The following is an 18,532-nucleotide window of genomic DNA, read 5'->3' as shown; positions in this document are numbered from 1 at the left end:
CGGAAGGGTCAGAGTTCTGGATCGAGGATATCGAGGCGGACCGAGAGCGTGCTGCGGGCGGCCTTGGTCCGGCCTCGGCGGCCGCTCACCGCCTCCGCCACGACGGCAGCACGGAGGGTGGTCGCGACGCGACTCCCCGCGCCGTAGTCGAAGCGCACGAGCGCCCGCACGCGGGGCGGGACGTCATCCGATTCGACGGGGACGGGACCGAGCACCGCGTCGGAGGGCAGCGAGAGTTCGGACAGGGCCTCCAGAGCGCGCGCCACGGCGGCGGACGAGCCTTCCACGAGCGCGACGCGCGCGGTCGGCGGCATGTGCAGCGGCGCGCGCTGCTCCAGCTCGGTGCGTGCGTAGGCGGGGTGGTTCCACGTGGCGAGGGCTCTGGCGACGGCGCCGTCGACGCCGACGAGGTGGACGGGGGCGCCCGGCGCGGCGAGGGCGGCGGCGTTCGACCACCACCGCAGACACGCTTCGCCGATGCGCAGATCCGGCGCCTGCAGCATCCGCGGGCCGTCGAGCAGGACGACCGCCCGGTAGCCGCCCTCCGCGAGGGGCTCGGCGCCGCGCGTGGCGACCACGAGGGCCGGGCGCGCGTCGACGCGCTCCACCGGATGGCTGCCGTCGGCGACGATGACGCGGACGCCGGGGAAGGCGCGTCCGAGCTCGTCGGCGGTCCGCTCGCTGCCGGATGAAGCGAGCCGGAGACGGGTCGAGGAGCACGCCGGGCAGGTCCACGCCCTGGCACCACGCCCGCACCACCCGCACACCGGGACCGCGCCACGATGGCGGGCGCCGAGAGGACCGCCGCAATGAGGGCATCGGGCGGGGGCCCGGCAGTCGGCGCAGACGAGGGACGGCGCGAAGCCGGGCCGCGAGACTTGGATGAGTACCGGACCCTCCGCGGCCGCGTTCCGGGCGGCGAGGAAGGCCGACGACGGCATGCGCTGGGGCGTCGGCTGCTCCATCTCCTGCGGCGTGCTCAGCACCACACGCGGGAGGACCCGCCGGGTCGCGCGGACATCCCGCAGCCAGCCGTGCACGACGAGCCGCTCGACCTCGGTCGTCCGCGTGTGACCGGCGAAGAGCAGGGCCGAGCCCTCCGCCTCCTGCCGCACCAGCGCCGCATCCCGGGCGTGGACGTAGGGTGCGAGCGGCTCGCCCAGCAGGCTGTCGCCGTCGTCCCACAGCGCCACGATACCGGCGACGACAGGGGCGTACACGGCGGACCTGTTCCCGACGACGATGCAGGGCGCGTCCTCGAGCGTGCGCAGGAAGGAGCGATAGCGATCCGGGTTCGATTGTCGGGAGTCGTACCGCGCGATCGCCTCCGCCGGGACGAACCTGTCGAGGGCGGCCAGCAGCCGATCGAGGTCACGGTGGTCGGGCACGACGAGGATGGTCGACTTCCCCGCCGCGAGCGTCGTCGCGGCGGCAGCAGCGAGCATCCGCGCCCAGCCCGGTGTGTCGTCGCTGAGCAGCGGGATGGCCTCGACGGCCGCTCGTCCGTTCTCGTCGAGCACCGCCTGCAGTCCGTCGTACAGTCCGACGACGGACGCGGCCGCGTCGCGGGCCTCGGGTTCGAGGAGCGGCGTCGGAGCGTCGGCGGTCCAGGCCTTCTCGACCCGCACCTGCCGCTTCGGGATCACCAGCCGCAGCACGTCGGCTGCCGACCCTGCCGCGCGATCGGCGACGCGCCGCGCCAGTCGGTACAGGCGATCCGGCAGTACGGGAACGGCGGACACGATGCTCTCGACCTCGGAGAGCGGCCGATCGGCGTCGTCCTCCACGTCCAGCTCCACCACGAATCCGTCGACCACGCGCCCCGCGGTCCGCAGGGGCACGCGCACGCGGACCCCGGGCTCGACGTCACCGAGCTCCGGCGGGAGCGCGTAGTCGAACAGGCGGTCGAGCTGCGGCAGCGGCGACTCGAGGAGCACCCGCGCGATGCGCCGGCTCTCCGGGGAGATCAGCACCGCGGACCCGTCAGAGCCCGGCAGCGCGCCGCAGCTCCTCGGCCCGGTCCGTCCGCTCCCACGTGAAGTCCGGCAGCTCCCGACCGAAGTGCCCGTACGCGGCCGTCTGCGCATAGATCGGCCGCAGCAGGTCGAGCTGCTCGATGATGGCCTGCGGCCGGAGGTCGAACACCTCGTCGATGGCGCGCGTGATGACCTCGTCGGACACCCGTCCGGTGCCGAAGGTCTCCACGTACAGGCCGACGGGGCGGGCGACGCCGATCGCGTAGGCGACCTGCACCTCGAGGCGGTCGGCGAGGCCCGCGGCGACCGCGTTCTTGGCGACCCAGCGCGTCGCATAGGCGCCGGAGCGGTCGACCTTCGACGGGTCCTTGCCGCTGAAGGCACCACCGCCGTGCCGTGCGGCGCCGCCGTAGGTGTCGATGATGATCTTGCGGCCGGTGAGCCCGGCGTCTCCCTTGGGGCCGCCCGTGACGAAGGGGCCCGCGGGGTTGATGTAGTAGGTGACGTCGTCGAGGTCGAGGCCGGTCGTGGCGAGGACCGGATCGATGACGTGCTCGCGGATCTGCGCCTTGAGGTCGTCCTGGGCGATGTCCGGGTTGTGCTGCGTGGACAGCACGACGGCGTCGACGGTCTTCGGGGTGAAGCCGTCGTAACCGAGGGTGACCTGCGTCTTCCCGTCCGGGCGCAGGAAGGGCAGCAGCCCGCTGCGGCGCACCTCGGTCAGCCGCTCGGCGATGCGGTGCGCGGTCCATGCGGCCATCGGCATGAGCTGCGGGGTCTCGTTGGTGGCGAACCCGAACATGATGCCCTGGTCCCCGGCGCCGAGGCCGTCGAGCGGATCGACCGACGAGCCGTCGCGGTGCTCCTGGGCGTTGTCGACCCCGTGGGCGATGTCGGTGGACTGCTCCCCCACCGAGACGCTGACGCCGCACGAGTCGCCGTCGAAGCCGGTGTCGGACGACGTGTAGCCGATGCCGTTCACGACCTGGCGGACGATCGTCGGGATGTCGACGTAGGCGTCGGTGCGGATCTCGCCGGCCACATGCACGAGCCCGGTCGTGACGAGCGTCTCGACCGCGACCCGGGAGGCCGGGTCCTTCGCGAGCAGTCCGTCGAGGATGCTGTCCGAGATCTGGTCGCAGATCTTGTCCGGATGCCCTTCGGTGACGGACTCGGACGTGAACAGACGCAGCGCGCTCATCGATGCTCCAGAACGGGGACGGACGGTGGGAGGGTGTGGCACCCATTCTGGACCGCGCCACCGACGTCGGGGCGGCACGGTCGTCGAGTTACTCCGCGTGACGCAGGCGGAGCTTGTCCTCGTTGATCTCGTGCAGGGCGATGGTGAGCGGCTTGTCCTCGACCGAGGAGTCGACGAGCGGGCCCACGTTGTCGAAGAGGTTCCCCTCGTGCAGGTCGGAGTAGTAGTCGTTGATCTGACGGGCGCGCTTGGCCGCGTAGATCACGAGCTCGTACTTGGAGTCGACGCGCTCCAGCAGGTTGTCGATGGGGGGATCGATGATGCCGTTGTTGCGTCCGGCCATGGGTGGACCTCCTGATCAGGCGACGGGATTCGCCGCGAAGACGGTGCTGCGGGCGCGCGACCCTTCGACGAGCTCAGGGACCGGCGTGGTGCTCGACCCTGGAATCAGGTCAGCGCGCAGAGCTTGTAGACAAGTCTACGACCTCGCGAGCGGCGGTGGCGACGTCCTCGTTCACGATGAGGTGGTCGAACTCGTTCTGCGCCGCCAGCTCGACCTTCGCGGTCCGCAGCCGGCGGGCTCGCTCCTCGGCGTCCTCGGTGCCCCGGCCGACCAGTCGGTGCACCAGCTCGTCCCAGCTCGGCGGCAGAAGGAAGATGAGGGTCGCCGACGGCTCGGCCGCGCGCACCTGGCGCGCGCCCTGCAGGTCGATCTCCAGCAGCACCGTCTTCCCCTCGGCCAGGGCGGCGTCGATGGGAGCGCGCGGAGTGCCGTAGCGCGAGCGATTGTGCACGACCGCGTATTCCAGCAGCTCGCCGTCGGCGATCAGGCGGTCGAACTCGGCGTCGTCCACGAAGTAGTAGTGCACGCCGTCGATCTCGCCCGGGCGTGGAGGTCGGGTGGTCGCCGAGACGGACAGATGGATCTCGGGGTTGTTCTCGCGGATGTGCGCGGCGACGGTCCCCTTGCCTACGGCCGTGGGGCCGGCGAGGACGAGCAGTCGGCTGCGCGCCCCCCGGGGCGCAGGTACGGGGAACCGGTCGTCCAGCCACTCCTCCAGCACCCGGCGCTGCCGGGCGCCCAGCCCGCCGAGCCGCTTGACCGGAGAGATGTGGAGCTGCTCCAGCACGCGGTCGCGCTTTCCCGCGCCGATCGCCGGGAGGGCCAGGAGGAAGTCGGTGATGCGCAGGGACCCCTCGACCGAGTCAGGGTCCTCCGTCGCGCGATGCAGCACGGCCTGCGGGGTGACGACGCGCATCGTCAGATCCCGCTTGAGCGAGGCCCTGGCGCGTCGTCTCTCGACCGCACGGCGGGCGGCGGCGGCCCTGTCGACCTCGGGGACGGTGCGGCGTTCCTCAGCCACGGCTGACCTCTCGATACTGGGCGGCGCGGTCGGCGATCGTCTCGGCGAGGGCCGCCGGGCCCGCGGAGAGGAGGCTACGGCTCTCGCTCGCGATCACCGAGGCGGCCTGGGGGCCGAAGCGGCGGGCGAGATCCGCGGGAGTGGCGCCCTGCGCGCCGAAGCCGGGGGCGAGGATCGGGGCGACGGGCGCGAACGGCGCGAGGCCGGCCTCCGCCGCGTCCACGGTGGCACCGATGACGAAGCCGAAACTCCCCCACTCCCCCGCGGGCGTCGCGGCGGCGTTCCGGCGCGACGCCTCGGCGACCACGGCCGCGGACACGGTCTCGCCGTCCGCGGTCGTCGCGCGCTGCAGCACGGTCGCCTCGGAGTTGCTGGTCGCCGCGAGGACGAAGAGCCCCTTGCCGTGCTCCTCAGCCACGGCGAATGCGCCCTCCAGCGCACCGACGCCGAGGTACGGGTTCACCGTCAGGGCGTCCGCCTCCAGAGGCGCACCGGCGGGCAGCCAGGCCTGCGCGTAATCCGCCATCGTCGATCCGATGTCCCCGCGCTTGGCATCGGCGATCACGAGCAGTCCGGCCGCCCGCGCGGCGGCGAGCACGTCCTCCAGCGCGGCGAACCCGGCGGCGCCGTACCGCTCGAAGAACGACACCTGCGGCTTCACGACACCGACGCGACCGGCGGCCGCCTCGACGGTACGGAGCCCGAACTCCCGGACTCCGGCGGCGTCGGCGGTCAGCCCCCACGCCGCCAGCAGAGCGGCGTGGGGGTCGATGCCGACACAGAGCGGACCGTGCGCCTCCAGAGCGGCGCGGGCTCGCCTGCCGAAGCGTTCCGTCATACCGCGGCCATCCGGTCCTGGGCGTACTCCTGCAGGCTCTTGACCTGGAAGCCCTCGTGCGCGGCGTCCATCCCGCTCACCGCCGCGCCGAGCACGGCGATGGTCGTGAAGAGCGCCTTGTCGGCGGCCACCGCGGCGGCGCGGATCTCGTAGCCGTCCGCACGGGCTGCCCCACCGGACGGGGTGTTCACGACGATGTCGATCTCCCCGTCGTTGATGAGGTCGACGATGTTCCGGGCGCCGGACTCCTGAGTCTCGCTGTACTTCTCGACCACCGTGACCGCGATGCCGTTGCGGGACAGGATCTCCGCCGTGCCCTCGGTCGCCACGATCGTGAAGCCGAGCTGCTGGAGGCGGTGCGCCGGGAGGATCACCGCGCGCTTGTCGGAGTCGGCGACCGAGATGAACACGGTTCCCGAGGTCGGCATGCCGCCGTAGGCCGCGGCCTGGGACTTCGCGAACGCGGTCGGGAAGTCGCGATCGATGCCCATGACCTCGCCGGTCGAGCGCATCTCCGGGCCGAGGACCGAGTCGACCGTCTTGCCGTCGGCGGTGCGGAACCGCTTGAAGGGCAGCACGGCCTCCTTGACCGAGACCGGAGCGTCCAGCGGGACGCGCGAGCCGTCCTGCGCGGGCAGCATCCCCTCGGCGCGGAGCTCGGCGATGGTGGAGCCGGCCATGATGCGGCTGGCGGCCTTCGCCATCGGGATGCCCAGCGCCTTGGAGACGAAGGGCACCGTGCGGCTGGCCCGGGGGTTCGCCTCGATGACGTAGAGCACGCCGGCGCTGATCGCGAACTGCACGTTCAGCAGACCGCGCACGCCGACGCCCTGCGCGATGGCGAGGGTGGCCTCGCGGACGCGGTCGACGTCGCTGCGGCCGAGCGAGACCGGCGGCAGTGTGCAGCTCGAGTCGCCGGAGTGGATGCCGGCTTCCTCCAGATGCTCCATCACGCCGCCGATGAAGAGGTCGGTGCCGTCGTACAGGGCGTCCACATCGAGCTCGATCGCGTCGTCGAGGAAGCGGTCGACCAGGAGCGGCTTGCCCTCCTCGATCACGACCTCACCGGCGGTCCGCACGAAGTAGTCGCGCAGCGCGTCGGTGCCGTAGACGATCTCCATGCCGCGACCGCCGAGCACGAAGCTCGGGCGCACGAGCACCGGGTAGCCGATCTCCTCGGCGATGCGCACCGCGCCCTCCACGTCGATCGCCGTGCCGTTGCGCGGCGCGAGGAGTCCGGCCTCGTCGAGCAGGCGCGAGAACAGCTCGCGCTCCTCGGCCAGGTCGATGGCCTCCGGGCTCGTCCCCAGGACCGTGTAGCCGGCCGCCTCGATGCCCTTCGCGAGCCCGAGCGGGGTCTGCCCGCCGAGCTGGCAGACGACGCCGAGGATGGTGCCGCTCGCGGCCTCCGCGTCCAGGACCTCCAGCACATCCTCGAGCGTCAGCGGCTCGAAGTACAGCCGGTCGGACGTGTCGTAGTCGGTCGACACGGTCTCCGGATTGCAGTTGATCATCACGGTCTCGAAGCCCGCGTCGGACAGCGCGAACGAGGCGTGCACGCAGGAGTAGTCGAACTCGACGCCCTGACCGATGCGGTTCGGGCCGGAGCCGATGATGACGACCTTGGTACGGTCGGACGGCGCGACCTCGGTCTCGGCGTCGTAGCTCGAGTAGTGGTACGGCGTCAGCGCGGGGAACTCCCCTGCGCAGGTGTCGACCGTCTTGTAGACCGGGCGGATGCCGAGGCCGTGGCGCACGCCGCGGATCTCGGCCTCGCTCTCGCCGCGGAGCTGGGCGATCTGCACGTCGGAGAAGCCGTGCTCCTTGGCGTAGCGCAGCGTCGCGTCGTCCAGCTCGCCGGCGGTGCGGACGACCTCGGCGACCTCGTTGATGAGGACGATCTGGTCGAGGAACCAGGGGTCGATGGCCGTGGCCTCGAACGCCTGCTCGATGGTCGCGCCCTTGCGCAGCGCCTGCTGCAGGGTGACGATCCGGCCGTCGGTCGGGGTCTTCGCGATCTCGAGCAGTTCCTCGACGGTGCGCGGCTCCTCGCCCCAGTGGAAGCTGGAGCCCCGCTTCTCGAGCGACCGCAGCGCCTTCTGCAGCGCGGTGGCGTAGTTGCGCCCGATGGCCATCGCCTCGCCGACCGACTTCATGGTCGTGGTGAGGGTGGCGTCGGCGGCCGGGAACTTCTCGAACGCGAAGCGCGGGACCTTCACGACCACGTAGTCGAGCGTCGGCTCGAAGCTGGCCGGGGTCACGCCGGTGATGTCGTTCGGGATCTCGTCGAGGCGGTAGCCGAGGGCGAGCTTGGCCGCGAGCTTGGCGATCGGGAAGCCGGTGGCCTTCGACGCCAGGGCGCTCGACCGGGAGACGCGCGGGTTCATCTCGATGACGATGATGCGGCCGTTCTCCGGGTTGACCGCGAACTGGATGTTGCAGCCACCGGTGTCCACGCCCACGGCGCGGATGATGTCGATGCCGATGTCGCGGAGCTTCTGGTACTCGCGGTCGGTCAGGGTCAGCGCCGGAGCCACCGTGATCGAGTCGCCGGTGTGCACGCCGACCGGGTCGACGTTCTCGATGGAGCAGACGACCACCGTGTTGTCGGCGGTGTCGCGCATGAGCTCGAGCTCGTACTCCTTCCAGCCGAGGATCGACTCCTCCAGGAGCACCTCGGTCGTCGGCGAGTCGCGCAGGCCGGCGCCGCCGATGCGGCGCAGGTCCTCCTCGTCGTAGGCGAACCCGGAGCCCAGCCCGCCCATCGTGAAGGACGGGCGCACCACGAGCGGGTAGCCGAGCTGCTCGGCACCGGCGAGGAGGTCGTCCATGGTGTGGGCGATGACGCTCTTGGCGACGTCCGCGCCCGCCTCGAGGACGAGCTCCTTGAAGACCTGACGGTCCTCGCCCTTCTTGATGGCGTCCACCTTCGCGCCGATGAGCTCGACGTCGTACTTCTCGAGGATCCCCTGCTCGTGCAGGGCCATCGCGGCGTTCAGCGCCGTCTGACCGCCGAGCGTCGGCAGGATCGCGTCGGGCTTCTCCTTGGCGATGATCGTCTCGATCACCGCGGGGGTGATCGGCTCGATGTAGGTCGCGTCGGCGAAGTCGGGGTCGGTCATGATCGTCGCGGGGTTGGAGTTGACGAGGATGACCCGGACGCCCTCCTCACGGAGGACGCGGCACGCCTGGGTGCCGGAGTAGTCGAACTCGCAGGCCTGGCCGATGACGATCGGGCCGGAGCCGATGACGAGGACGGAGCGGATGTCGTCGCGCTTGGGCATTACTTTGCGTCCTTCTTGTTCGCGATGACCATGTCGCGGAAGCGGTCGAAGAGGTAGTTGGCGTCGTGCGGTCCGGCCGCGGCCTCGGGGTGGTACTGCACCGAGAAGGCGGGGATGTCGAGGGCGCGCAGGCCCTCCACGACGTTGTCGTTGAGGCCGACGTGGCTGACCTCGACCTTGCCGTAGCCGTGCGGGCTGTCGAAGGAGCCCTCCAGGGGCGCCTCCACGGCGAAGCCGTGGTTGTGCGCGGTGATCTCGACCTTGCCCGTCTGCTTGTCCAGCACGGGCTGGTTGATGCCGCGGTGGCCGAACGGCAGCTTGTACGTGCCGAGACCCAGGGCCCGGCCGAGGAGCTGGTTGCCGAAGCAGATCCCGAAGAAGGGCAGCCCGTCGTCGAGGACCGCGCGCAGCAGTTCGACGTGGTCGCCCGAGGCCGCGGGGTCGCCGGGACCGTTCGAGTAGAAGACGGCGACCGGCTCGATCGCCCGGATCTCGTCGATGCCCACGTCCTGCGGGAGGACGTGCACGTCGAAGCCGCGGGCCGCGAGGTTGTCGATCGTCGCCTGCTTCACGCCGAGGTCGAGCACGGCGAGGTTGCCGATGCGCTCCCCCACCGCCGGGGTGACGGTCGCGCTCTGGACGGACACCTGCGCGGAGAGGTTGAGGCCGGTCATCTCCGGGGCCTCGCGGACGATGCGCAGCTGCTCCTCCGGGTCGAGCTCCGCCTCCGCACCCGAGAAGATGCCGCCCCGCATGGAGCCGGCCGAGCGGATGTGGCGGGTGACCGCGCGCGTGTCGATGCCGCTGATGCCGACGATGCCGTCCTCGACGAGGACCTCGTCGAGAGAGGCGTTCGCCCGCCAGTTCGAGACGACGCGCGAGGGGTCGCGCACGATGTAGCCGGCGACCCAGATGCGGCGGGACTCGGTGTCCTCGTCGTTCATGCCGGTGTTGCCGATGTGCGGGGCGGTCTGCAGGACGATCTGTCCGGCGTAGGACGGGTCGGTGATGGTCTCCTGGTATCCCGACATGCCGGTGGCGAACACGACCTCGCCGAGGGTGCGCCCGCGCGCGCCGTACGCGCGTCCGCGGTGTCGGGTGCCGTCCTCCAGGACGAGGACGGCGGGGTCGGGAAGGCGGGCCGCGGAGGCCTGCGGGGAGGAAGTCGAGAGGGTCATGACGAGGCTCCTGTGTCAGGGGCGGCGGGGATGAGCCGCTGCAGGTCGGAGATGAGGGTCGGGAGATCGCCGCCGGTGAGGCGCACATAGCTGTCGACGACGGTCGTGTCGTCGACGTGCCACGAGATGCGCACGAGCCCGCCGGGCTCCACGACGCGATCGATGGTGACGGTCGCGCGGTCGACGGAGACGAGGCGGTCGGCGGCGAGGAAGACGGTGGGGGCACCGTCGAGGGCCAGCGCGATGCCGCGGTCGGTCACAGCCAGCTCGCCGCGTGCGCGGAACGCCAGCGGGGTGATCGCGAGCCGTTCGAGGGGCTGCTCGTGCCGAGTCGTGGACACGTAGAGCACCTCATCGCGGCGCGTCACCTCCGCGTGCTCCGGCACCCCGAGCGGGGCCGTGTACGCGGCATCGCGCCGCACTCGTCGTCGCCAGGCGAACAGCATCGAGAGCAGGATCAGCAGCGCGACGGCGATGATGATCGCGACCGCGAGGTCCCGTGCGCTCATGCGCCGAGCTCCTCGACGACGGCGCCGCCGTCGACCGTGAGGACGCCGCCGTGCACGGTGTACTCCACCCTGCCGGGCAGGGCGCGGCCCAGGTAGGGCGAGTTCACGCTGCGCCCGTGCAGGTCCGCGGCGGTGAACACACCGTCGACCGCGGGGTCGTACAGCGTGATGTGCGCGGGCTGCCCGGCGGCGAGCGGCGTGCCGTGGCCGGAGAGCCGGCCGATGCGGGCGGGCGTCGCGCTCATGACGCGGGCGACGTCGGCCCAGTCGAGCAGACCGGTCTGCACCATCGACTGGTGCACGACCCGCAGGGCGCTCTCCAGACCGACCATGCCGTTCGCGGCGGCCTGCCACTCGCACGCCTTGTGCTCGCTGGGGTGCGGTGCGTGGTCGGTCGCGACGATGTCGATCGTGCCGTCGGCCAGGCCCTCCCGGACCGCGAGGACGTCCTCCTCGCGGCGCAGCGGCGGGTTGACCTTGAACCGCGCGTCGTAGCCGCGGACGAGTTCGTCCGTGAGCAGCAGGTGGTGCGGCGTGACCTCCGCCGTCACGTTGACACCGCGCTTCTTGGCCCAGCGGATGATGTCCACCGAGCCTGCCGTTGACAGGTGGCACACGTGCAGCCGCGAGCCGACGTGCTCGGCGAGGAGCACGTCGCGGGCGATGATCGACTCCTCGGCGACCGCCGGCCACCCGGCCAGCCCGAGCTCGGCCGAGACGGTGCCCTCGTTCATCTGGGCGCCCTCGGTGAGCCGCGGGTCCTGCGCATGCTGGGCGATGACGCCGTCGAAGGACTTCACGTACTCCAGAGCCCGGCGCATGATCAGCGGGTCCCACACGCAGAAGCCGTCGTCGCTGAAGACCCGAACCTGGGCACGGGAGGTGGCCATGGCGCCCAGCTCGGCGAGGCGCTCACCCTTCTGCCCCACGGTGACGGCGCCGATCGGCTGCACGGTCGCGTACCCGGCCGCCTCGCCGAGGGCGAGCTCCTGCTCGACCACGCCCGCCGTGTCGGCGACCGGGGAGGTGTTCGGCATCGCGAACACGGCGGTGAACCCGCCCGCGGCGGCCGCTCTGGTGCCGGTGAGGATCGTCTCGGAGGCCTCGAACCCCGGCTCGCGCAGGTGGGTGTGCAGGTCGACGAGGCCCGGCAGCGCGACCAGGCCCGCGGCGTCGATCACCCGCGCGCCGGTGCGGGTGAGCCCCGTCCCGACCTCGGCGATGACGCCGTCCTCGATGATGATGTCGGCGCCGTCCGCGCCGAGCAGCTGTGCACCGGTGATGACGAGGGTCTCGCTCACAGGTCTCCCCCTCGTTCGTCGTCTCGTTCTCCTGCCAGCAGCAGGTACAGCACCGCCATGCGCACGGAGACCCCGTTCGACACCTGTTCCAGCACCGTCGAACGGGGGGAATCGGCAGCCTCGGAGGAGATCTCCAGTCCCCGGTTCATGGGTCCGGGGTGCAGGACAATGCTACCGCCCGGCAGAGCCGCCACGCGCCGTGCGTCCAGGCCCCACCGGCGCGAATACTCCCGCTCAGTCGGGAAATACGCCGCGTTCATCCGCTCGAGCTGGATGCGCAGCATCATCACGGCGTCCGGCCCCTCCGCGAGGGCTTCGTCCAGGTCGTAGACCACGCGGACGGGCCACAGGGACACGTTCTGCGGAACCAGGGTCGGCGGCGACACGAGCGTGACCTCGGCGCCGAGCGTGGTGAGCAGCCAGACGTTGGAGCGCGCCACGCGGGAGTGCAGCACGTCGCCGACGATCGTCACCCGGAGACCGGAGAGGTCGCGTCCGCGGCTCTCCGCACCGAAGCGACGCTTGCGGATGGTGAAGGCGTCGAGGAGCGCCTGGGTGGGGTGCTCGTGCGTGCCGTCGCCGGCGTTGACGACTCCGGCGGAGATCCAGCCGCTCGTGGCGAGCGTCTGCGGGGCGCCGGAGCCGGGGTGCCGCACGACGACCGCGTCGGCGCCGATCGCCTCGAGCGTCTGCGCGGTGTCCTTCAGGCTCTCGCCCTTGGAGACGCTGGAGCCCTTGGCGGCGAAGTTGATGACGTCGGCGGACAGGCGCTTCGCGGCGGCCTCGAAGGAGATGCGGGTGCGCGTGGAGTCCTCGAAGAAGAGGTTGACGACGGTCTTCCCGCGGAGCGTGGGGAGCTTCTTGACCTCGCGGGACTGGGTGTCGGCCATGTCCTCCGCGACATCGAGGATGCGTAGGGCGGTCGCTCTGTCGAGCGTGCGGGTGTCGAGGAGATGCCTCATTCGCCGATCGTCACCTCCTCGGCGCCGTCGTTCTCGAACAGACGCACGTTGACGCGCTCGGTGCGCGCGGACGGGATGTTCTTGCCCACGAAGTCGGGGCGGATGGGAAGCTCCCGGTGTCCGCGGTCGACGAGGATCGCGAGCCGCACGACGGCGGGACGGCCGATCGACTGCAGGGCGTCGAGCGCGGCGCGGATGCTCCGGCCGGAGAACAGGACGTCGTCGACGAGGACGACCGTCTTCCCGTCGATGCCGCCCGCGGGGATCTCCGTCGGCTGCGGCGATCGCGTCGGGTGCTTGGCGAGGTCGTCGCGGAAGAGCGTCACGTCGAGGGACCCGACGGGGACGGAGACCTGCGCGATCTCGCTGATCAGCGCGGCGAGCCGATGGCCCAGCGTCACACCGCGGGTCGGGATGCCCAGCAGGACGAGGTCGTCGGCCCCGCGATTGGACTCGAGGATCTCGTGCGCGATCCGGGTCAGCGCTCGTGAGATGTCGGCTTGGTGCAGCACAGTGCGCACACCCATCAGCCGCTCCCTTCTCCGCCTCACAGGACGGTGTTAAAGGTTGCTTGTGATCCCAGTCTATCGGAGGGATCAGACGCCGACGACCTCGACACCGCGCTCTCTGGCGACCGTCGCGAGACGACGGTCGAAGGTCGCCAGCGTCGCGCCGAACGCCTCCGCCGTGACGAGTACCGCGCAGTCCGGGAGCTTCAGGGAGGTCGCGGCGCGGAGCCGCGCGATATGGACCGGTTCGTCGACCGTCTCCTCCCGACGCAGCAGCCCGAGGGAGTCGATCTTGGCGAGATCGGCGAGCTCTGTGCCCATCCGCGCCGGATGCACGAGCGTCTCCGCGAGGGTGATCGGGTGGATCAGAAGGTCTTCCTCGGTATCGAGGATGTCGAACGCCGCCTCCTGGTGGACATCGTCGGTGGAAAGGTGCGCGATGAGGACACCGGCGTCCACGACGATCACTCCGGCCAGTCCTTCCGGAGAGCGTCGAGATACCCCGGTGGATAGGCGATCGATCCCCGTGTCGCCTCGAGCGCCGCCCGCCGGGTCGCGCGCCGGTGGGATCCTCGCTCTGCGAGCCGCTCCGCCCCCAGCACCGCGAGCCTCGCCACCTGCTCCGACTTCGGTAGTCCCGGCCACTCGCTTTCCGCGAGTTCCAGCGCCTCGCGCAGCGCGGCGGTCTGCGTCACCTGGATACGGGTCAGAGCGGTCGGCATCGCCACACTGTACCACCGGCTGCGCTCGGTGGTACAGGCGCGCTCAGCTCGCCTCGCGGAGCACCGGATCCGTCACGTCGTCGATCTTCGAGGAACGGATCGGGTGGCCGCTCGTGGAGAGGCAGCGTCCGGTCTTCAGGTCCCACTTCCAGTCGTGCATGCTGCATGTGAGGATGCCGTCCTCGTCGACCTTCCCCGTCTTGGTGAGGTCGGCGCGCAGGTGCGGGCAGCGGCGCTGGACGACCCAGTCGCCGATCTCCGCATCCTCGGTCTGGTCGGTCTGCTCCTGGTACCAGTTCTCGACGTACTCGATCCGGTCGACCGAGAGGCACTTGAGGAACGTGGTGAGGAACTCGTTGAACTTGCCGCTGCGGCCGACCGAGAACTGCATCGACAGGAAGATCGAGTTCGACCAGTCGATCTCGTGGTCGCGGATGTTCGTCGAGACGAGGTCGGCCGGGATCGTGTACCAGTACACGCACTCCTCCCCCGCGTACTCGCGGACCTTGGCGCGCGGGAAGTCGACCACCATGTCCAGCTCCCCGATGCGGAAGCGGACGTGCCCGCCGACGCCGAGGCGGATGGTGCGCGACTTCTTCAGCAGCGGCTCCCACCATTCCTTGATCGCGGCCAGCATCTCCTCCGGCGGGATGATCTCGGCGCGCGAGGCCTCCTCGTCGCGGATCTCCTGCTGGCGGGTCGCGCGCTGCTCCTCCAGGTACTCCCACTTCTCGTCGAAGATGTGGGCGAGCTCGGCCTCGGTGTAGAGCGTCTGCTCGGTGGTCACCGCACCGCCGTCGATCGTGACGAGAGTGCCAGGGACGAAGAGCTGCCCGTCGTACTTCGGGGCCAGCTCCTTCATGTGCGCGATGAACTGCTTCTGGTCCGTGAAGATGGACTCGCCGTTGCGGCCCATCCCGTTGAAGTCGAAGAGGTCGTCGCGGAGGAACATGGGCGGACCCGCCATCGGGAAGACGTGCGGAGCGTCGACCTTCTCGATGTAGTACATCGCGCGCTTGTTCTGCGCCTCGCGCTTGAGGCGGGCGAAGTTCTGCTTCGCGTCCAGCGGCAGGTCGTAGACCATGGGCCACCAGATCGCCCCGGAGACCTGCGTGAAGTAGGCGTCGGGCTTCCCGAAGTGCAGCAGCTTGTCGAGATCGAGCGGGTGCGAGTCGTTCTGGTTCAGCATCGAGCCGGTGCCGTCGTCCACGCTGAGCGACGAGTCGCCGATCGGGCCGTCGCTCGGCGCGCGCAGCGGGGTGATCATCATCTTGAGCGCACCGCGCTCGATGATCTCGCCGGCGGGCGCATAGGTGATGTTCGTGTAGCCGAGCGCCCGGATGTCCTGCTCCAGGTCGTCGATCGGATACTCCGGCAGGAGCACCTCGATGTCCTTGCGGATGTACCGCTCCAGGAGCGCCGGGTCGAAGTGGTCGCGGTGCCGGTGCGAGATGTAGAGGAAGTCGGCTTCACGGCCGTAGCGCTCCCAGTCGAGGGCACGGTTGTCCGGGAACGGGAACCAGGACCCGAAGAAGGACGGGCCGAGCACCGGGTCGCAGATGATGGTGCCGCCCACCGTCTCGATGAACATGCCGGCGTGGCCGAGTCCCGTGATCCGCATTGCATTCCTCTCGAAGATGAACCGTTCGATTGTACCGACGGCTCCCTGAGCGCCCGGCGGGACGGGCCGGGGAAAACGGTCTAGTCGTCGAAGAGACCGCGGATGTCGTCGGCCGTGAGCGCCTGGGCGAAGAGCGCGTCGTCGTCGAGCACGGCGGTGAACAGGCGGGCCTTTCGGCGTTGCAGCGCGAGGACCTTCTCCTCGATCGTGCCGCTGGCGATCATGCGGTAGACGAACACCTGGCTGCGCTGGCCGATGCGGTGCGTGCGGTCGACGGCCTGGGCCTCGGCGGCGGGGTTCCACCACGGGTCGAGGAGGAACACGTAGTCGGCCTCGGTCAGCGTGAGCCCGAACCCGCCGGCCTTCAGGCTGATGAGGAAGACGGGCTGCTCCCCCTCCGCGAAGTCCGCGACCACCTGCTCGCGATGACGCGTCGAGCCGTCGAGGTGCGCGTACGGGATGCCGGCGGCGTCCAGACGCGCGGCCGCCATGTCGAGGAAGGACGTGAACTGGCTGAACACGAGCGCGCGGTGCCCCTCCGCCTGCAGCTCGACGATCCGCTCCAGGAGCTCGTCGAGCTTGCGGGAGCCGAGGCGTGCGTCGGCCGGGTCGATCAGTGCCGGAGCGAGGCTCAGCATCCGCAGCAGCGTCAGGGAGCGGAACACGATGAAGCGGTTGCGGTCGAGATCCTCCAGCAGGCCGAGCACCTTCTGCCGCTCCCGCTGCAGCACCGTCTCGTAGAGCTCGCGATGCCCGGCGCTCAGCTCGATCTCCAGCACCTGCTCCTGCTTCAGCGGGAGGTCCGGGGCGACGAGCTCCTTGGTGCGGCGGAGCACGAGCGGGCGGATCCGTCGTCGGAGCTGCGCGAGGCGGCGCTGCCGGTACGGTCCGCCCTCCGCGTTCTCCGGGACCTTCCCCTGCTCGATCGGCTGGATGTAGTGCTCGCGGAACTTCCGCGCCGAGGCGAACAGGCCGGGTGCCGTGAGCTTCAGCAGCGCCCAGAGCTCCTCGAGGCTGTTCTCCAGCGGCGTGCCCGTGACCGCGATGGTGACGTCGGACGGGAAACGCGCGACGGCACGATGCAGCTTCGTCGCCGGGTTCTTCACGAACTGGGCCTCGTCGAGGATCAGCCCGGCCCAGGTGACGCCCGCGAACCCCTCCTCGTCGAGCCGCGCGACGGCGTAGGTGGTGAGCACCACGTCGGCCTCGCGAGCCACAGCGGCCACGGCAGGCCCGGCGGTCGAGTCCCGGGTGATCACGCGGAGACCCGGAGCGAACCGCGCCGCCTCGGTGCGCCAGGTCGCCAGCACGGATGTCGGCACCACCACGAGGAAAGGGCGTCCCTCCCCCGCCGCACGGGCGTGCAGGATGAGCGCGAGCAGCTGGACCGTCTTCCCGAGACCCATGTCGTCGGCGAGGATGCCGCCGAGCCGATGCGACCAGAGGAACGCGAGCCAGTCCAGCCCCTCCTTCTGGTACGGCCGCAACTGTGCGGTGAGCCCCGGAGGGAGGGGCACCGCCGGCACCGCAGTGGCGCTGCGCAATCCGTCGGCGGTGGCCCGCCAGCTCACCGCGGGAAGGGCCTCGTCCGCCAGATCCTCGAACTCCTCCCACAGATCCGTCTGATGCCGACTGATCCGCGGGCCCGTCTCCCACTCGTCCAGATCCCCGGCCTCGTCGAGGAGGTCGCGCAGACGGTCGAGCGCCGGGTGGTTCAGGGAGAAGTAGCTGCCGTCGACGAGCAGGAGCTTCCGCCGGCCCGCGCTCAGGGCCGTGAACAGCGGCTCGAAGGGGATGTTCCGCCCGTCGATGCGGACGATCACGCCGAGGTCGAACCAGTCGGGGTCGGTGCTCTCCACGGTCGAGACCGTGATCTCCGGCTCCCCGGCGAGCTCGCGATACGTCTTGCGGCGGCCCGACACCTCCACCTCGACGCCCTCCGCCTCCACGGCGGGGACGACGCGCGTCATGAACTCCGCGGCCGCCACGTCGTGGAACGCCCCCGCGGGGGCGAACGCGACGCCGTGCTCCTGCCAGACGTTCCGGATCCGATGCGTCACAGAGGCTTCGGCGTCCGGATCGCGCACGGCCTCCGGACCCGGCGTGAACGGCACCCGCCCGAAGCCGCGATAGTCCCACTCGACGGTGTACTCCACGGTGTCTCCGCGACGGAACGCCACCCGGAGCACGGCACGGGGCGGTGGGAGGTCGGGGAGCGCGACGCGGCCGACCGCGCGGACGGGGAGACGGCGCGCGAGGAGTGGATAGGCGTCCTGGAGGAAGGTCGCCTCCTCCGCTGCGGGGACGACGAGCATCCCGGCCCGGAGCAGCGACGGCGCGGGCCCCGCGAGCGGAAGCTCCGCGAGCGTCACCTGCAGGCGCGACCCGCTCTGCGCGACCTCGTACACGCCGGAGCGCCCGAGGGCGCGGATGCTGCCCGGCAGCGTCTCGCGCCCGTCCAGGGTCACGACCGGACGGACGACGAGGCCGCCGTCGTCGTCACGGGACACGGTCGCCGTCAGTTCTGCGGTGTCGGCGAGGACGAGCGTCGTCGACCGCTGGGCCGCCACGAGCGGGATGCCGAGGTCGGTCGCCGACCGCAGATGCCCCCAGAGGAGCCGCGACTCGATGAGGTCGGCGACGAGCCAGTCCCCCGCCGTGCCGGAGAGCAGCGCGTCGCGCGCGATGCTCAGCAGATCGGCGAACCACCGCGACTGCTCCCGACCGTACTGGTCCGGCGCGCGGCGGACCGCGTCCCAGGTGGCGGACCCGAGCACCCAGGACCCCGTCGCCGCGCTCCGCTCCAGCGGACGGATGCCGAGGAGGATCTCCCCCACACCCTTGGCGACGTCACGGGGAGTCGCGGTGCGCTGCGGGCGTGAGGCCCACGGGTTGGCTCCTCGGGCGTCGCGGACGCGCACCTCGAACCCGAGCGCGAGGGGGGTCGCCGCCGCCGGGGCAGCGCCGGCGTCCAACAGGGCACGCCAATCCCGCGCCCCGTCTCCCGGGGTGGCGGAGGCGGGCGGGCGGATCATGAGACGATCCTGCCCGCCACCGCCGACACCGC

At 71.0% G+C, this 18,532-nt stretch carries 15 protein-coding genes; all 15 read right to left on the bottom strand.

What is annotated here, in order from left to right; genetic code table 11:
• Positions 1–8 precede the first annotated feature (8 nt).
• The 15 genes from BV453_RS14095 to BV453_RS14025 all read right to left on the bottom strand — a co-directional run bounded on the left by BV453_RS14095 (position 9) and on the right by BV453_RS14025 (position 18,500).
• Positions 9–1,967, bottom strand: a complete 1,959-nt coding sequence (locus BV453_RS14095) for a primosomal protein N' (RefSeq protein ID WP_249522081.1) — start codon at positions 1,965–1,967, stop codon at positions 9–11.
• Between the two features lie 16 nt (positions 1,968–1,983).
• Positions 1,984–3,177 (bottom strand): methionine adenosyltransferase, encoded by a 1,194-nt coding sequence (gene metK, locus BV453_RS14090; protein WP_105949851.1) that lies wholly within the window; start codon positions 3,175–3,177, stop codon positions 1,984–1,986.
• Positions 3,178–3,265: 88 nt separating this feature from the next.
• Positions 3,266–3,520 carry a DNA-directed RNA polymerase subunit omega gene (gene rpoZ, locus BV453_RS14085; RefSeq protein ID WP_025103490.1) on the bottom strand — a complete coding sequence of 85 codons (255 nt, stop codon included), beginning with the start codon at positions 3,518–3,520 and terminating at the stop codon, positions 3,266–3,268.
• A 109-nt stretch (positions 3,521–3,629) separates the two neighbouring features.
• On the bottom strand, positions 3,630–4,541 hold the full coding sequence (gmk, locus tag BV453_RS14080; protein WP_249521873.1) for a guanylate kinase: 912 nt from the start codon (positions 4,539–4,541) through the stop codon (positions 3,630–3,632).
• On the bottom strand, positions 4,534–5,379 hold the full coding sequence (pyrF, locus tag BV453_RS14075) for an orotidine-5'-phosphate decarboxylase (protein WP_249521872.1): 846 nt from the start codon (positions 5,377–5,379) through the stop codon (positions 4,534–4,536). Before pyrF ends, gmk begins: the two co-directional genes overlap by 8 nt.
• Positions 5,376–8,663, bottom strand: coding sequence for a carbamoyl-phosphate synthase large subunit (carB, locus tag BV453_RS14070; protein ID WP_085607540.1), 3,288 nt, complete (start codon positions 8,661–8,663; stop codon positions 5,376–5,378). Before carB ends, pyrF begins: the two co-directional genes overlap by 4 nt.
• A complete protein-coding gene (gene carA, locus BV453_RS14065; RefSeq protein ID WP_085607542.1) occupies positions 8,663–9,841 on the bottom strand; it encodes a glutamine-hydrolyzing carbamoyl-phosphate synthase small subunit in 1,179 nt (392 codons plus the stop codon). Before carA ends, carB begins: the two co-directional genes overlap by 1 nt.
• Positions 9,838–10,350, bottom strand: coding sequence for a hypothetical protein (locus BV453_RS14060; protein ID WP_062634504.1), 513 nt, complete (start codon positions 10,348–10,350; stop codon positions 9,838–9,840). The genes carA and BV453_RS14060 overlap by 4 nt, the downstream gene beginning before the upstream one ends.
• Complete coding sequence (locus tag BV453_RS14055; RefSeq protein WP_249521871.1) at positions 10,347–11,651, bottom strand: dihydroorotase; 1,305 nt, start codon at positions 11,649–11,651, stop codon at positions 10,347–10,349. The genes BV453_RS14060 and BV453_RS14055 overlap by 4 nt, the downstream gene beginning before the upstream one ends.
• The gene (locus BV453_RS14050; protein ID WP_025103497.1) at positions 11,648–12,613 is read right to left on the bottom strand and encodes an aspartate carbamoyltransferase catalytic subunit; all 966 of its coding nucleotides are present in this window, start codon (positions 12,611–12,613) and stop codon (positions 11,648–11,650) included. Before BV453_RS14050 ends, BV453_RS14055 begins: the two co-directional genes overlap by 4 nt.
• Positions 12,610–13,140 (bottom strand): bifunctional pyr operon transcriptional regulator/uracil phosphoribosyltransferase PyrR, encoded by a 531-nt coding sequence (pyrR, locus tag BV453_RS14045; RefSeq protein WP_249521870.1) that lies wholly within the window; start codon positions 13,138–13,140, stop codon positions 12,610–12,612. The genes BV453_RS14050 and pyrR overlap by 4 nt, the downstream gene beginning before the upstream one ends.
• A 69-nt stretch (positions 13,141–13,209) precedes the next feature.
• Entirely contained in the window at positions 13,210–13,590 is a 381-nt protein-coding gene (locus BV453_RS14040; RefSeq protein ID WP_060922160.1) for a PIN domain-containing protein, read from the bottom strand.
• A complete protein-coding gene (locus BV453_RS14035) occupies positions 13,587–13,844 on the bottom strand; it encodes a hypothetical protein (protein ID WP_060922159.1) in 258 nt (85 codons plus the stop codon). Before BV453_RS14035 ends, BV453_RS14040 begins: the two co-directional genes overlap by 4 nt.
• Positions 13,845–13,887: 43 nt before the next feature.
• Positions 13,888–15,465, bottom strand: coding sequence for a Rieske 2Fe-2S domain-containing protein (locus tag BV453_RS14030; RefSeq protein ID WP_249521869.1), 1,578 nt, complete (start codon positions 15,463–15,465; stop codon positions 13,888–13,890).
• A gap of 80 nt (positions 15,466–15,545) precedes the next feature.
• Positions 15,546–18,500: a DEAD/DEAH box helicase gene (locus BV453_RS14025; protein WP_249521868.1), complete on the bottom strand. Its 2,955-nt coding sequence runs from the start codon at positions 18,498–18,500 to the stop codon at positions 15,546–15,548.
• Between the last annotated feature and the right edge of the window lie 32 nt (positions 18,501–18,532).

The organism is Microbacterium sp. ER1 (assembly GCF_023383675.1).
Lineage (GTDB): Bacteria > Actinomycetota > Actinomycetes > Actinomycetales > Microbacteriaceae > Microbacterium.
Note: the sequence above shows the minus strand (reverse complement) of the source record. Positions and strands in the feature narration are given on the sequence as shown.